12 protein-coding genes and 4 tRNA genes are annotated in these 15,424 nt (G+C 69.3%); 6 read left to right on the forward strand and 10 right to left on the reverse strand.

The window, feature by feature from the left end; translation table 11 throughout:
* Positions 1-52 precede the first annotated feature (52 nt).
* Genes NGR01S_RS22755 through NGR01S_RS22765 form a run of 3 tightly spaced genes read right to left on the reverse strand, consistent with a single transcriptional unit; the run spans position 53 to position 2,899 of the window.
* Positions 53-1,177, reverse strand: a complete 1,125-nt coding sequence (locus NGR01S_RS22755) for a thiolase family protein (protein WP_063040130.1) — start codon at positions 1,175-1,177, stop codon at positions 53-55.
* Positions 1,174-2,301 carry an AMP-binding protein gene (locus NGR01S_RS22760; protein WP_063040301.1) on the reverse strand — a complete coding sequence of 376 codons (1,128 nt, stop codon included), beginning with the start codon at positions 2,299-2,301 and terminating at the stop codon, positions 1,174-1,176. The genes NGR01S_RS22755 and NGR01S_RS22760 overlap by 4 nt, the downstream gene beginning before the upstream one ends.
* 37 nt (positions 2,302-2,338) lie before the next feature.
* The gene (locus NGR01S_RS22765) at positions 2,339-2,899 is read right to left on the reverse strand and encodes a biotin transporter BioY (RefSeq protein WP_490885165.1); all 561 of its coding nucleotides are present in this window, start codon (positions 2,897-2,899) and stop codon (positions 2,339-2,341) included.
* 223 nt (positions 2,900-3,122) lie between these two features.
* On the opposite strand from NGR01S_RS22765, the gene NGR01S_RS22770 reads away from it, so the two are divergent.
* Positions 3,123-5,468 carry a molybdopterin-dependent oxidoreductase gene (locus tag NGR01S_RS22770; protein WP_063040132.1) on the forward strand — a complete coding sequence of 782 codons (2,346 nt, stop codon included), beginning with the start codon at positions 3,123-3,125 and terminating at the stop codon, positions 5,466-5,468.
* A gap of 203 nt (positions 5,469-5,671) precedes the next feature.
* Here the strand turns inward: NGR01S_RS22770 and NGR01S_RS22775 are convergent, their stop codons facing one another.
* The 3 genes from NGR01S_RS22775 to NGR01S_RS22785 all read right to left on the reverse strand — a co-directional run bounded on the left by NGR01S_RS22775 (position 5,672) and on the right by NGR01S_RS22785 (position 8,173).
* Positions 5,672-6,772 carry a CapA family protein gene (locus tag NGR01S_RS22775; protein ID WP_063040134.1) on the reverse strand — a complete coding sequence of 367 codons (1,101 nt, stop codon included), beginning with the start codon at positions 6,770-6,772 and terminating at the stop codon, positions 5,672-5,674.
* A 201-nt stretch (positions 6,773-6,973) separates the two neighbouring features.
* Positions 6,974-7,816 (reverse strand): patatin-like phospholipase family protein, encoded by an 843-nt coding sequence (locus tag NGR01S_RS22780; protein WP_084481607.1) that lies wholly within the window; start codon positions 7,814-7,816, stop codon positions 6,974-6,976.
* A gap of 285 nt (positions 7,817-8,101) precedes the next feature.
* Positions 8,102-8,173: transfer RNA gene (locus NGR01S_RS22785), tRNA-Val, on the reverse strand.
* Between the two features lie 316 nt (positions 8,174-8,489).
* Between NGR01S_RS22785 and NGR01S_RS22790 the strand changes: the two genes are divergently transcribed.
* The 3 genes from NGR01S_RS22790 to NGR01S_RS22800 all read left to right on the forward strand — a co-directional run bounded on the left by NGR01S_RS22790 (position 8,490) and on the right by NGR01S_RS22800 (position 8,753).
* A tRNA-Gly gene (locus NGR01S_RS22790) sits at positions 8,490-8,562 on the forward strand.
* A 44-nt stretch (positions 8,563-8,606) separates the two neighbouring features.
* Positions 8,607-8,677 (forward strand) — tRNA-Cys (locus NGR01S_RS22795).
* Position 8,678: 1 nt separating this feature from the next.
* A tRNA-Val gene (locus tag NGR01S_RS22800) sits at positions 8,679-8,753 on the forward strand.
* Positions 8,754-8,818: 65 nt separating this feature from the next.
* Here the strand turns inward: NGR01S_RS22800 and NGR01S_RS22805 are convergent.
* Positions 8,819-10,003, reverse strand: a complete 1,185-nt coding sequence (locus NGR01S_RS22805) for a baeRF11 domain-containing protein (protein WP_245664720.1) — start codon at positions 10,001-10,003, stop codon at positions 8,819-8,821.
* Positions 10,004-10,197: 194 nt separating this feature from the next.
* Here NGR01S_RS22805 and NGR01S_RS22810 point away from each other — a divergent pair, with 194 nt between their 5' ends.
* Entirely contained in the window at positions 10,198-11,409 is a 1,212-nt protein-coding gene (locus NGR01S_RS22810) for a sigma-70 family RNA polymerase sigma factor (RefSeq protein ID WP_245664721.1), read from the forward strand.
* Positions 11,410-11,490: 81 nt separating this feature from the next.
* Here the strand turns inward: NGR01S_RS22810 and NGR01S_RS22815 are convergent, their stop codons facing one another.
* Entirely contained in the window at positions 11,491-12,696 is a 1,206-nt protein-coding gene (locus NGR01S_RS22815; protein ID WP_063040138.1) for an FAD-dependent monooxygenase, read from the reverse strand.
* Between the two features lie 77 nt (positions 12,697-12,773).
* Here NGR01S_RS22815 and NGR01S_RS22820 point away from each other — a divergent pair, with 77 nt between their 5' ends.
* Positions 12,774-13,358 (forward strand): TetR/AcrR family transcriptional regulator, encoded by a 585-nt coding sequence (locus tag NGR01S_RS22820; protein ID WP_063040140.1) that lies wholly within the window; start codon positions 12,774-12,776, stop codon positions 13,356-13,358.
* 41 nt (positions 13,359-13,399) lie between these two features.
* Here the strand turns inward: NGR01S_RS22820 and NGR01S_RS22825 are convergent, their stop codons facing one another.
* Together NGR01S_RS22825 and NGR01S_RS22830 are read right to left on the reverse strand one after the other, a co-directional pair.
* A complete protein-coding gene (locus tag NGR01S_RS22825) occupies positions 13,400-14,281 on the reverse strand; it encodes a hypothetical protein (protein ID WP_245664722.1) in 882 nt (293 codons plus the stop codon).
* 182 nt (positions 14,282-14,463) lie between these two features.
* Positions 14,464-15,417, reverse strand: coding sequence for a LysR family transcriptional regulator (locus NGR01S_RS22830; RefSeq protein ID WP_174551737.1), 954 nt, complete (start codon positions 15,415-15,417; stop codon positions 14,464-14,466).
* Positions 15,418-15,424: the final 7 nt, after the last annotated feature.

Genomic DNA, 15,424 nt, shown 5'->3' on the forward strand with positions numbered 1-15,424 from the left:
ACCCGGCGCTCACCGTAGCGGTGACTCACCGCGTCGAAGACGATCTCGCTCATTACATCCGCTCCACGAGTACTGCGATCCCCTGACCACCGCCGATAGCACAGGCCGCCAGCCCGAGGGCGGGCCCGTCCGGCCGTAACATCTGGCTCGCCAGCCGCACCAGCAGGACCGCACCCGAGGCGCCCCAGGGATGGCCCATGGCGATCGCGCCGCCCTCCGGGCAGAGAACCGCCTCGTCCACACCCAGTTCGTCGGCCACGGCCAGCACCACCGAGGCGAAGGCCTCCGTGATCTCCACGATGCCGAGCTCGGCCACCGAGTGACCGGTCCGCCGCAGCACCTTCCGGATCGCCGGCACCGGTCCCAGCCCGGGCAGGGCGGGATCCGAGCCGCTCACCGCCGAACCGAGGACCCGCAGCGCGGGCAATCCGGCCGCGCGCGTCTCGCTCGTCACGGCCAGCACGGCGGCACCGTCGGAGATCCCGCAGGAGTTGCCGGCGGTCGCGGTGCCGTCGGTGCCGAAGCTGGGCCGCAGCCGGCCCAGTCGCTGCGCGGTCATCCCCGGCCGGATGCGCTGGTCCCGGCTCACTCCCGCGACCGGTACCAGCTCCGCGCCGAAATCGGTGGCGGCGGCACGCGCATGGGAGCGGGCGGCGTAGGCGTCCTGGCGTTCCCGGCCGATACCGCGGTGCCGGGCGAGATCATCGGCGGCGACACCCATATCCGGGTCGGGAAAACCCTCGGGCGCGAACGGCGCGCGGGTATAGCGCACCGGTTCCCGCTCCGGCTCGGGCGGCCAGAACCGCCACGGCGCGGTACTCGCGGATTCGACACCACCGGCGAGGATCAACCCGTCCCCGCCGCTGCGCACCCGCAGCGCAGCCTGCATCACCGCGTCCAGCCCGGAGCCGCACTGCCGGTCCACGGTGACGCCGGGTACCTGCGTACCCAGCCCGGCCCGCAGCGCCGCGACCCGGGCCGGATTCCCGCCGGGGCCCAGACAGTTGCCCAGCACCACATCGTCGATCTCGTCGTCCATCCCGGCCACGCGCAACTCCCCGGCGACGGCCCGCAGGACCGGGGCGGCCAGATCGGTCACGGTCAGCCCGGCGAACGCGTGCCCGGCCGTGCCGATCGGGGTGCGCCGGGCGGCGACCAGAACAGGAACAGCACTCACGCCAGCAAGTCTTTCAACCGGCCGCGGGCGACCTTCCCCGCGGTCGTAGTGGGAAGCTCCCCGACCCGCACCCAGCGCCGCGGCAGCGCTTCCCGGCTCAGCAGCCCGCGCGCCCGCCGCCGTACCTCCTCGATCGCGATCCCGTTCAATTGCACTGCCGCCGTGACGGTTTCACCGAACACCGCATGCGCCGAACCGATCACCGCGGCCGCCACCACCCCGTCGATCCCGCCGAGCACCCGTTCCACATCCTCGGCGACGACGGTGGTACCGCCGACATTGATCACCGCCGCACCCCGTCCCCGGACCGTGAGTTCCCGGTCGTCGCCGAGTACGGCCAGATCACCGACGCCGAACCATTCGGGCGCACCGAGCACCGTGTAGGGCGACCGCACGTAGAGCAATCCGTCGCGGATCTCGGCGTCCACCTCGTCGAACAACCGCAGCGGTTCCGGTACCCGCCGGGCCGCGACCAGCGATACCTCGGAGGAGCCGTAGTACTCGACGACCCGCAGGTGACGGGCCGCCGCGAGCGCGCCGGGGTCGGCCGCGATACCCGCGACGACGGCGGTGTGCAGTTCGGGCGCGGCCCGCACGACCTCGCGCAGTACCGCCGGGACGGCGTGCACGACGGTGGCCTGTCGTGGGTCGTCGGTGACGCAGGCCCCGCACCACAGCGCGTGCAGGGCCCCGAACAGATGCATTGTCGCGTGCAGCGGGCCGGTGAGCAGGACCCGGTCGGCGGTCGCGACCTCGGTGATCGCGGTGAAGGACGGAAAACTGTCGTACCAGGAGGCGGCGGTGCGGGCCAGCGGCCGGGGCCGTCCGGTCGATCCCGAGGTCGCGACCAGCAGGAACGCCGAGGCCGGCCATTCGGTGCGGTCCGGACGCGTAGCGGGGTCCTCCACGGTGACCGGGACACCGCGCCGCGCGGCCGCGCAGACGCAGATCAGCGCGTCGGCGACCGGCAGGCCGGACGCGTCGTATCCACCCGGGCCCGGTTCGTGCCGGTCGATCCAGCGGTCGACCGCGCGATCGAGTTCGGCGTAGCTGTACCGCCGCCCGTCGAGATCGAGCGCGGACGCGGCACCGGCGCCGCCGAGTACCGGCGGATCGACCGGAATGATCTCCTTGTCGATCCGCCCCGCCGTCGGCCCCCGGCTAGCCACGAATCAACCCGGGGTAGGCGCGGTGCACCCCTTTGGCCACCATCGTCGCGACGACCACCTTCAGCGCATCGCCCGCCAGGAACACACCGTTGGAGGCGATGGCCGGCCACAGCGCCATATCGGTGCGCAGCAGCAGTCCGAGGGTTCCGAAGAAGTAGATGACCACCATCCCGCCGATCGCGTTGATCAACAGCGCCGGCAGGACCGCGTACCTGGGCACGATCCGGGCGGTGAGCAACCCGATGAACAGTGCTGCCGGGATCCAACCGACCAGATAGCCGGCACTCGGGCCGGCCAGCGCGGTGAGCCCGGTGCGGCCGCCCGACAGCAACGGTAACCCGATGACGGTCAGCGCGATGAAGACCGCCACCGCGGCTGTGCCCTTGCGCGGACCCAGCACCGCCCCGGCCAGTACGACACCGAGAGTCTGCACGGTGATCGGCACCGGACTGAATCCGACCGTGACGGCACCCGGCAGTCCCAGCGCCGCGATCAACGCGGCGAAGACCGCGATCTGCGCCATATCGCGTGCGGTGATACCCGGCCGCGGCATCCGCTCGTTATCGACACCGCTCACCGGGATACCTCCGCAACACCATGACTTGAACAACGTTCAAGATAGCAATCGCCGGGTGACCTGCCGACAGGTCCCCCGCGGTCGGCCCGCCCGGCGTCCGAATCCGGGCGCCGCCCACCCCACACCCCGCTTCACACCGCGACCCGGTCGTACGGTGATCGATGACCCGGATCACCGTACGACCGCCCGAAGGACCACGATGACGCAGCCGCTACCGACCGCGACACACTGGGGCAACTTCCTGATCGATCGCGCCGGCGACGGCGAACTCCGCGTCACCCCCGCCGGGTCCGACCCCGACCCCTCGCCGATCGGCCGCTCGCTCGCCGCGACCCACGACCCCGACCACCGGATCGCCCGGCCCGCCGTCCGGCTCGGCTACTACCGGGACCGCGAGCACAGCGACACCACGCGCCGCGGCCGCGAACCGTTCGTGGAGGTCGACTGGGACGAAGCCCTGGATATCACCGCCGACGCCCTGCGGTCCACCCGGGAGCGCTCGGGTAATCGCGCGATCTACGGTGGCTCCTACGGCTGGGCCAGCGCCGGCCGGTTCCACCACACCCAGGGGCAGATCCATCGCTTCCTGCGGATGTTCGGCGGCTACACCGCCTCGGTGGACACCTATTCGTTCGCCGCCGCGGAGGTCACCATCCCGCACGTATTGGGGATGAACGCCTACTACGCGGCCCGGCAGTCCCCCACCACGGAGGAGATCGTGCGGCACTGCGCCCGCATCGTCTTCTTCGGCGGGGCAGCGGCACGGAACGCCCAGGTCAACCCGGGTAGTTTCGGTGCCCACGGCTATCGCGACCATCTCGCGGCCCTCCGTGCGGCCGGCGTCGACACGATCAATATCGGTCCCGTCCGCGACGACCTCGAGCCGGTGCCGGTCGCCCGCTGGGTCCCGTGCCGGCCCGGCAGCGATGTGGCGATCATGCTGGCCCTGGTGCACACCCTCCTGGCCGAGGATCTGCACGACCGGGCTTTCCTCCAGCGCTACACCGTCGGTTTCGACCGTTTCGCCGACTACGTGACCGGGCGCGCGGACGGCGAACCGAAAACCCCGGAATGGGCGGCATCGCTGTCGGAGGTACCCGCCGCCGAGATCCGGGAGCTGGCCCGGCTACTCGCCCGGGAACGCTGCGTGATCGGGCTGCCCTACGCGCTGCAACGCGCGGAACACGGAGAGCAGACCTACTGGGCCGCGTGGGCACTGGCCGCCGCCCTCGGCCATATCGGCCTGCCCGGCGGCGGCGTTCTCATGGGCGCCGGCAGCGGAATGACCAACGGAATGCAGCGACGGCACCTGCCGTTCGAGATCGCCGCCCTGCCCCAACCACCGAACCCGGTCGCCGACGTGATCCCGGTGGCGCGCCTCACCGACATGCTGGAACGTCCCGGCGAGACCGTCGACTACAACGGCCGCGTCCTCACCTATCCGCATATCGACCTCGTCTACTGGGCCGGCGGCAACCCGTTCCACCATCATCAGGACCTCAACCGGCTGCGCCGCGCCTGGACCCGACCGCGGACGGTCATCGTCAACGAGATCGGCTGGACGTCCACCGCCCGGCTGGCCGATATCGTGCTGCCCGGCACGGCCGCCCAGGAACGCGAGGATTTCGCCGCCTCGCGGGTCGATCACTGGCTCTCCCCCATGCGCGCGGCCCTGCCGCCCTACGGGGAGGCACGCGACGATTACGCGATCTTCGCCGCCCTCGCCGACCGGCTGGGCTTCGGTCACCGGTTCACCGAGGGACGCACCGCGCGGCGGTGGGTGGAACACCTGTGGCAGACCACCGTCGACAACGCGGCCGCCGCCGGCATCTCCCTCCCTGATTACCGCGAGTTCCGGTCCGGTGCGCCGATCGACCTGCGCCCCCGGCTTCCCGAAAGCCGACACGTCCTCGAACGTTTTCGGGAGGACCCGGACCGCCATCCGCTCGGTACACCGTCGGGCCGGATCGAGATCTTCTCCCGCACCGTCGCGGACTTCGGCTACCCCGATTGCCCCGGTCACCCCGCCTGGTTTCCGGCCCGGGAATGGCTCGGCAGCCCCCGCGCGCAACGCTTCCCGCTGCATCTGCTCTCCCACCAGCCCGCGACCCGCCTGCACAGCCAGCTCGACTACGGCGCCACCAGCCGGGAATCCAAGATCCACGACCGCGAACCGCTGCGCATGCACCCCGCCGACGCCGCCGCCCGCGACCTGCGTGACGGCGATATCGTCCGCGTCTTCAACGACCGCGGCACCCTTCTCGCGGGCCTCCGGCTCACCGACATGGTCCGTCCCGGCGTCGTGCACATGGCCACCGGCGCCTGGTACGACCCCTTGGATCCCGACGACCCGGAAGCACTGGACGTACACGGCAACCCGAATACCGTCACCCACGACATCGGCACCGGTTCGCTGGCCCAGGGACCGGCGGTCAACAGCTGCCTGGTCCAGATCGAACGCTACGCGGGCGACCTCCCCCCGCTGCGCATCCACCGCCCCCCAGAGCTGATCCCGGCCGGACGACTCGGCGACCGCCCCGAATAATGGCCCGGCGACCAGCTCACGAGGGTCGATACGCTATCCGGTAGGCTCGTCGACCGGCCCGAAGCCACTTCCGACGGCTCGCCGCCAAGGCCACGATTGCCCGGGGCCGCCGGACGGTCAGGGACGATTCCCGCCCGCGCGTGGACCACCGACCTGCGGCCGATAGTACCCGAAAGATATTGCCGCATAACATGACTCGAGCGTCACACTGCAGGCTCGGCAGTCAGCAGATCATCGGTCCCGAGCTCGACCCGGGTGCCGAAACGGTAACTGATATCGGCGAGCCGAGTTCGTAACCATTGCGTATCCGATCGCCCTGGGCGCTCGAGCCGGAGACGACGGATACGCAGGGGCAGCATTCGCAGCACGGCCGGACCGGAAAGGTCGACGGTGGCGAGATACAGCAATCGCAGTTCGGGCCGGTAGGACTCGTGGCCGCCGATACCCTCGTAGTCGTCGATCACATCCCCGCATCCGTACAGGATGGGTTTGCCCCGGTAGATCTCGACAGGTCGAGGGTGGTGTGCGGAGTGGCCGTGCACGATATCGATACCGGCGTCGATGAGGCGGTGCGCGAACTGCCGCTCGCTCAGTCCGGTCCCGTACCCCCAGTTCGATCCCCAATGGACCGATACGACCGTCGGTTCACCGGCACGCCGGTGGGCCGCCAGGTGCGCCGCGATCTCGTCGGCGTGGCGCACCGAGGGATGGTCGATGCGCCGGACTCCGGGACGGCCGGCGGCAGCGGCCCAATCCGCTGGAACGCCGCTGGACCGGGTCGATACGGACGCGATCAGCATCCGGCGCCCGCCCGGTAGCGGCACCGCGGCGGGCTGTTGCGCCGCCGCGAGGTCGGCTCCCGCCCCCACGGCCCGGATATCCGCGGCGGCCAGCACGTCGAGTGTGTCCATCAATCCGCCGATACCGAAATCGAGAGCATGGTTGTTGCTCAACGCACAGACATCGGGGGCGAACGCGGTGAGTGCCGGCAGATTGCCGGGCTGCATCCGATAGTGGATGGCTTTACCGGGAGCGAAGTCGCCGTCCGCGGTGATCGCGGTTTCCAGATTGACCAGGCGCACTTCGGGCGCGAGTTCGTCCAGCAGGCCCGGCAGCTCACCCCACACCCAGTCGTAGCCGCAGGGCCGCGGCACCGGCCCGTGGGCCCGTTCAGCCAATTCGACGTAGCGCCGGGCGTCCCAGACCCATGGCTCCCGCAGTTCCGGGGATCCCGGATGCGGCAGGATCTGGTCCACGCCACGGCCCAGCATCACATCACCCCCGAGCAAGACCGTAACCGTCATCGTTACGCCACCTTGTACGGCACCGGCTCGGCCCGGCGCGCCCCCGAACCGACAACGCGCCGCGCCGGGGCGATCACGTGAGGCATCGGCCACACCCCGAAACCCATACCTGAAAGCTATCACTGAACCTGGGGCGACACCGGCCCGGGCACCACCCACCCAGGGTGGGACACCTGCTCAGATACGCATATCCAGGTATCGCTACCCCTCCCAGGCCTCGCGCACGACATCGGCCACTCGGGGCGCTTGCGCGATACCTGCGTCCGTGGCGGCAGGCGCGGTTGCCGGATCCAGCGGATTCACGCCCCAGGTGGATCTCGAGGCCCGGTCGGGCGTGATCAACAACTTCTCGGTATGGGAGCCGAACCCGCGCATCTCGCGGCGCGCACCGAATGGAATCGGCGCTATCACGATCACGCGGTCACGACCTGCCGCGAGATGCGCATTGACTCCCGACCACATACCGCCATCCATGTACCGGTGCGAGCCCAGGTGTACCGGCGGCCATACGAAAGGGACAGCGCAACTGGCGGTGACCGCGTCGACCAATTCGACAGAACCGTCCCGGTCGAACACTTCGAGCCGACCGGTATTGATATTCACCGCGGTCACCTTCAGGTCAGCGTCCGGCCAGGCATGCTCCGGTAATCTCCCGGCCAGCACAGCGCGCCGCCCCACGGCCAGGTCCGGGTTCGACCGCCGTGCCACCTGCCGGCCGAGCCGGCGAAGCCCCGCCGCTTTGTCGAGCGTCAACTTCGATGCCGCGATACGCGTGACCGCCCCTGCGCCGAGCCTGACCACCGGCCCTCCACTCGCGCCCGCGCGCTGCGAATCACAAAGATCCGACAAAGAGGTACCGCCTGCGAGCTGCGCTCCCACCACCGAGCCGGCCGATGTGCCGACCACCAAGTCGGCCCGGCGAAGGTGCAGACCCATCCGCTCGAGGCCGAGCAACAGACCCGTCATCCACGCACTCCCCGCTATACCGCCCCCACCGAGAACCAGAGCACGGCCGCCCGAAGCGGACCCACACACACCTTCCATGGCCCTGGTCCTATCACGGCCGGCACATAGTTCGGGTATGAACGTCGCCTGGGCCGTGCGGTATTCCGCGCTCCGGCGCCACCAATGCGACCCCGGCGGAGTAACCGGCCCCGCCTATGCGCATACCACCACCGAGCAGGGCCGACCGTGGCGAATCAGCGCGCAACGTACGTGCGATTCGGGGCCGGAGCTCGGCGGTATCCGACGGTCGATCCCAGGCCTTCGACTAGGCCGGCCCCGAACACAGAAAACCCCCTGACCAGTTGATATGACAGGGGGATCTTGTGGTCCCAGCTGGGATCGAACCAGCGACCTTCCGCGTGTGAGGCGGACGCTCTCCCGCTGAGCTATGAGACCGGGATGAACTGCTCGGGGAGATCTTTCGATGCCCTCCGAACGAGTACGAACTTTAACACGCACCACCCGTTCGCCACCAAATCACCCGGTTATCATTCCCGCACCTCGGTCGACCGGTGCCCTACACGCCGCCTGTTGCCGCCAGAGTCGGCCGGCCCCGGCCACTCGCCCGGCGTGAGCCGCACCGATACCTGTGGAAAATGACAAGGTTGTGATTTACCGGCATCTACCAGGCGATTTGTAGGTTTCGCCGAACGTCGGCTAATGTTCTGTCTCGCACCACGGAGGACGGAAACGGCCACCGGGGAGGCAGAATGCGGATGTAGCGCAGCTGGTAGCGCATCACCTTGCCAAGGTGAGGGTCGCGGGTTCGAATCCCGTCATCCGCTCGAGAGGTAGGGCCAGGCGCATAGAATGCCTTCCTCCTTTGCGCGGTGGAGTGGCCGAGTGGTGAGGCAACGGCCTGCAAAGCCGTGCACACGGGTTCGATTCCCGTCTCCACCTCGCGCGATTAGCTCAGCGGGAGAGCGCTTCCCTGACACGGAAGAGGTCACTGGTTCAATCCCAGTATCGCGCACCAGTCATATCGGTTGAGAGGCACTTTCCGAGCGAGTCGGAAGGTGCCTCTACTGCTTTCCGGCGCCACTACGCCGCGTAGCGGAGTATGCCCGCGATCTGTGTCCCATCGGGCAGGTCCTCGGCGCGCACGGCCAGGACCCGGCCACCGGTGAGCAGGACGCGGCGGCTTATCTCATCCAGGATGCCAGGCGTGTCGACCGGCTCCGGTTCGGCGAATGTGACCGCGCCGTCGGCGGATACGGCGCCGGGCGCCGAGGCGTCGATATCGACGAGCAAGGTGTCGACGGCGCCCGCGGTGGCCGCTCGGGCGAGATCGGAGATATCGGTGGCGGCCCGGCCCTCGCTGCGCCGACGGTCCAGTAGCTCGATCAGTTCGGACAGTTGCGCGGCGTAGTGGCGGTCCAGCACCGCCCGCGAACGATCGGCGAGCTCCTGGTCGGAGGCGTGCTCGGGGTTGCCGGAGATGCTCTCGGCGAGCAGACCGTCGTAGCTGTTCACCGACCGGAACAGGGAGTCGGTCGGTTCGGCGGCCGCCAGGATGAGCGGCACATTGCGGCCGGACAGGAAATCACGCAGTTCGGTATCGATGGCGCGGGCGTACTGGCGGACCCGCATCTTGCGGCCCTCTTCGCCCTGGATGCGACGCTTCGGGGCCCGATCGCCCAGGCTCGATTTGCCGGCGTACGCGGCCGCATTGGCCGGCAAGCCGGGTATCCGCACCGTGTACGCCGGTTTGTCGGCGCTGACCTCCACCAACCGGACGCTGCCTTCGGCCAGCGCCAGGACGAACGCCGACTGCGGGAAGGTCACGGCGCGGAGCAGGCGTTTGAGGTAGAAACTCTCGCCCACTGTGACGGAGGCGTTCAACTCGTTGGGTACCCGGAAGGTGCGGATCCGCGTCGGGGTGGCGAAAGCGACCAGGGTGCGCGACTGGTAGCGCCAGAACTCGGCGTCGTCGATGTGGCCGTCGAACTCCTCCTCGAGGGCTGTTCGCGCCGCCGGATCGGTGACCTGGTCGAGTGCCTGCCGGACCTGGTCCCAGAACGCGATCCGGTTGCGGTCCGGATCCGCGGCGTCCGAGTCGGTGGGGGTGTAGATCGACACGCACCAGTCGTCGGTGAGAGCGGCGAGTGCTTCGATCTCACCGCGGGTCGGGATATCGGTGTGCAGCACGAAATCCTCCACATCATGGGATCGGCGCGCCGAATCCGTGGAACCGGGGATTGCGGCGGCGGGTCGTGGCGGGCTCATCCGGCGGAGCGGGCTTCGCGAAGATCGGCCGAGGGGCTGATACTGCTCAGGGCGATTATTCGGCAAACTTCATTAGAGCACAGGACGACCGCGGACAGCCGGTACGCGTCCACCGGGATTGTCGGTGGACGCGGTTAAGCTGTCTCGCACGAACTCGGGCCGGCCGGCCCACCGGGTCCCGACAGGGGGTGTGTGTGCAGACGGAACCAGCCCGCGAGGTGCTGCCGGACGCCACGGACACCGGGGAATCGTTCCCGGACGATCTCCGTGCGCATCTGTCCTTCGCGCTCGAGGAATGCGGCCACGCCCTGGCCGAACTGGTGGACGAGTACGCGGTCGACCGGGAACGCGCCGCGACGATCCTGCGACTGCGGCTCGGTATCACCGGGGACCGTCCCGAAACGCTCACCCGTATCGGCGCGCGACTGGATTTCGCGCGGGACCGGGCCCGCCAACTGCACACCAAGGCGGTCGGCGAACTGCTCCGGCACACCGCGCGCTCCGGGCGGCTGCCGGTGCCCGAGTATGCCCGTCGCTACCCCGTGGGCACCCGGGATTCGACGCTCACTCGCGCGCTGCTGGCCGAAACCTACGCCACCGATACCGATATCGCGGTGAACGATCTGTCGTACCTGAAATTGCGGCTGGCGGGGCATACCGCGGCCGACGCGAAACGGGTCGCGGGTTTTGTCACCCAGCGCATCGTGGGTTGGCGCAAGAAGACCAACCACCTGCTCTCCCGGTTGCGCACCGACGGCGAACCCGCCGGACCACCGGCCCCCTGGCTCGACCGGATCGACTGGCCCACCGGAACCGGTTCGCCCGCACCGCTGCCCACCGGTCCGGCCCGGACGTTCGATGTGGACGACGACGGTCGTGGCCGGTTCTATCTATCCAAACCCGGACGTGATATAGGTTTCGACTCCGGGCTCGAGGCCCGGCTCCTCCGCCTGCTCGACGCGGACGACCGGATCCGCAACTTCCAGGAGTATCCCGACGCCGTGGGATACCGCATCGACGGTACGGAGCAGCTGCATTTCCCGACCGTCGTCGCCGAACTCACCGACGCACGCCTGGTACTGATCGACGAACAACCCCTGGGGCATATCGGTTTCCATGTGAACCGGGCGAAGTCCGCCGCGGCCCGCGCCCGGGCACACGAGAACGGCTGGGGCTGGTTGCTCTGGACGGGCAGCCACCTCGGTGAACCCGAACTGGTGTCCCACCGGGTGCCCGCGGGCGTCGAACACCGGCTCACCGAACTGCTCACCGAAGGCCCTGTCCGGCTACCCGCGCTCCGGCAGGTGCGGGCCGATACCGGATTCGACATCCTGGACCTCATCGCGCTGGTGGTCCGCAACGAATGGCGTTGGGAGCGAGGACCGTTCCGGCTCACTGCCGGGTAGCGGACGGAACTTCCGGCCGCGCCGCGGCGGGACCGCGTTCGGTGCAGCGGCGCGGAAACCGCCGGGTCGCGCCCGGCCGGTCTACCCAACGGGATCGGGCACAGTGAACGACGAGAGCGTACTGCTCGCGCTGCCGGACATCAGCCGGGCCCGGAGCCGGGGCGGGACATGCGGGAGCAGGCGCATCGCCGTCTCGCTGACGAGTAACCGGCCCCGGGAGCGTGGAATACCCCGCCGCAACACTGCGGGCGCGACCTCGCTACAGCGCCGGGCGTACGCGTCGACCTGCGCCCGGTAGGTGGGGAAGGCCACCGTATGATCGCCGTCGGCTTCGGCCAGCGCCCGGGCGAGGAGGTAGGCACCGACAACGGCGAGCGAGGTGCCACCCCCGACTGCCGGTCCGGGTGCGTACCCGGCGTCGCCCACCAGCGCCACCCGGCCCCGCGACCAGGTGTCCAGCTGGATCCGGCTGACAGAATCGAGATAGAAATCCTCGGCGCGGTCCATCTCGTCGAGCAGCAGCGGTATATCCCAGCCCTCGTCGCGGTACTCCGCGCGCAGCAGCCGGCGCTGGGCACCGATATCGCGAAGGTCGTGCCCCGGTTCTTCGCCGCGCCGGAACAGGAATACCGCCCGTGCCAGTCCGGTTTGCCGGACCGGATACATCGCGGCGATCCGGTTCACAGCGCTGTACAGCAGCGTCAGCCCGTCGAGCTCCCGATAGTTCGGGAGAGTGCCCACCGCGAAGTAGGCACCGAGATGTCGGCGCCAGCGCTCCTCCGGCCCGAAAACCAGCTCCCGGACTCTGGAATGCATACCGTCGGCACCGATGACGAGGTCGAATCGGGCCGAGTCACCACTGTCGAACGTCACCACCACTCCGTCACCGTGGTCGGTGAGTTCGGCGATCGAATTGCCGAAGCGGTAGTCGACGCGGCTACCGGTCGCCTCGTGCAGGATCGCCGCCAGTTCCCCGCGCATGATCTCGAGATGGCGCCCGTCGGCGAAAGCGTCCGAGATATCGCGCAGATCCACCGCGATGGGCCGTTTACCCGGCCGTTCGAGTCGGAGCGCGGTCGATTCGGTACTCGCCTCGCGCAGCGGCCCGAGCAGGTCCATATGGCCTATCACTGCCGTCGCCGGGGCGAAGAGATCTACCGCGTGACCACCCAGGCCCAGCCGTGGGAAGGGGGTGCGCTCGACGATCACCGGCGTGAATCCGAACCGATCGAGCCAGTAGGCGAGGACGGGCCCGGCCACGCTCGCCCCGGAAATCAGGATGTCCATAGTAATCCCTAGATTGTTTACTTATCGGTAGGTAAGTCAGCTTACTTACCGGGCGGTCAACACGCTAGGGTGAGGAAGTGCCGAGAATCAGATCCAGCGAAACCCGTGAGCGCATTCACGCCGCGGCGCTCGAACTCTTCACCGCGCGCGGTATCCAGGAGACGAGCCTGCGCCAGATCGCCGAAAAACTCGGACTCACCAAACCCGCGCTCTACTACCACTTCTCCTCACGCGAGGAGCTGCTGCGCAGCCTGGTACAGCCGTTGTTCGACGATGTCGAGGCCACGATCACCGCGGACGAAGACCGCGCCGGCAACGGCCCGGTGGACGCTCGGGAAATACTCGGGCGCTATTTCGATGTCTCCTACCGGCATCGCGCGGTTACCGCGCTGCTGCTCCGCGATATCGCGCCGCTGGCCGCGCTCGGCTTCCTCGAACGTATCGTCGAATGGCGCCGTCGGCTCACGACTCTGTTGGTGGGGCCCGAGGCCGAACTCGGCGATCGGGCCCGCGCCATCGTCGCACTGGGCGGACTCGGCGACTGTCTGGTTCTACTCGCCGACGCACCGGCGGAGGAACTGCGCGTGGCCGCACTCGACGCGGCGTGCGCCGCGCTGGACAGACGACCGCCCGCGCCGGACTCCGCGGCTCCCCCGCGCTGAGATCCGCCCGCCGGGTACGAGTTCGGGCCGGGCAGTTGCCGTCAGGGCTTGACCAGCATGGTCGCCGCGATGAAGGTCGCCAGCAACAGCATGACGAAAACCGTGATGAGCTGCCAGTTGTCGATGGTTTTGTGCAGGCGCCGGATGGTGTCCTCCAGCGCACGGTGCACCCGCCGCTCGTCGGCGATCCGGCGATCCACCGCCGCCACCGCCTCGGCCTGCTCCCGGGCGCGCTGCGCCGTCCGCTCCATCCGGGCGACGGTCCTGGCGAGCTGCCGCTTCTTCTCCCGCACCGCCTGCCGGGCCACGGCCAGCGCGGTGCGCTGCGACATCAGTTCCTGGCGCTGCTGTTCGAGCAGCAGTGCCTGGGCCCTGGTGTGCTTCTCCCAGTCGGTCACGGCCGCCCATCCTTTCCTCATATGATCGCGGTAACCCCACGCGACCTCGCCGGCCACCCACTCCCGCAGGAACTCCCGCAATTCGTAGGGCCGCGCGGCCGGCACGACCAGACCGGTGGGACCGGATTCCAGCATGCCGCTCACTGCACGGTACTCACACGAGGCGGGTGCGAGATCGGCGATACCGAGGGCGGGCAACTGGGACACCCAGAAACCGGGCGCGCACAACCACAGCACATTCGCACAACCCAACGCCCGCAGCCGGTCCGTATGTTGTTGCGCGAGTTCCTGGGTCAGTGGGCCGGTGCGCACCTCGATCGCACCCTGCTCGGTGCCGCGCCGCCACCAGACATCGACGGTGACCGGACCGCAGCGCCGGTCCACCACCGCCTCGTCCGCCCCGAACGCGAGCAACCGGCTCGCCAGCCAGAACTTGAGTCGCTGCGCATCCCACTGCGCCTCCACACAGTGCGCACAGCCGCAACCATAGCCGGAGGTGGTCTGCGGCGCCGTATCCGTGCTCACCGGACCGTCGGATATACCCAGGTCGGACAACATCGTCCGGCGCCCGCACCGAATATCAGTCCGCCGCTTCGTCTGCATGCGACCACCCATCTAACCCGTCCCACCATGTCGGCCCGACACCACACCGACGTATTCCAGGGTGCGCCACAAAGGCCGGTCGACGCCAGGTTTCTGCCCAGCAGTTACCCAGATGGGACCCACGCGACCCTCACCCCCGGCGGTGTCCCGGTCACCGGATCGGGGGCTGTCAGCACCGAACGCACCAGGGTGCGCAGCCACGCGTGCGCGGGGGCGGGGGTGTTGCGCGGATGCCAGGCCAGCGAAATCGTCACCTCCGGCAACGGCAGCGGAATCTCGAACGCGCACAGACCCAGTGCCGGCAGGGCGGTGGCCGCCACGACCGCGGGGGCCGGGCACACCGCGACACCGGAACGCACGGCGAGCAACGCCGTTGTCAGATCGGGGACAGTGGCCACGACGCGGCGGGTGCGGCCGTGCAGGGCGAGCCGGTCGTCGATGGGGCCGCGGGCGATTCCGCGCGCCGAGACGCTGATATGGGCCGCGGCGGCGTAGGCGGCCACGGTCACCCGTTCGGTGACCAGCGGATGCCCGGGGGCGGCGACACCGATCAACCGGTCCCCGCGTACCCGTTCCACCCGGGTCTGCGGATCGGCCTGCGCGATCACCCCGACCTGTGCGTCGATCCGGCCGTCACGCAGCGCGCTCGCCGAACCGGCCGCTTCGCCGGGCACGAATCGCAGGGTCACGCCCGGCGCTCGGGCCCGGACCTCGGTGAGCAGCCGGGCGGCGAGTTCGGGCAGCACCGCGTCGTCCACGTGCACCGCGAACCCGCGGACCAGGGCGGCCGGGTCGACGGTATCGGGTTTCGCCAGCAGCGCCCGTCCTTGTTCGACCAGCGCACCGACCTCGAACCGCAACTCGAGCGCGCGGGGAGTCGGCACAAGTTGGCGCCCGGCCCGGACCAGCAGCGGGTCGTTGTAGACCCGGCGCAATCGCGCCAGGGTGCGGCTCATCGCCGGTGGCGAGGTGTTGAGCCGTTCGGCGGCCTGCGTGACACTGTTGGTCTCGAGCAGGGCGTGCAGGGCCACCAGCAGGTTCAGATCCAGATCCGGCACGGCCGGG

This window comes from Nocardia grenadensis NBRC 108939 (assembly GCF_001613445.1).
GTDB lineage: Bacteria > Actinomycetota > Actinomycetes > Mycobacteriales > Mycobacteriaceae > Nocardia > Nocardia grenadensis.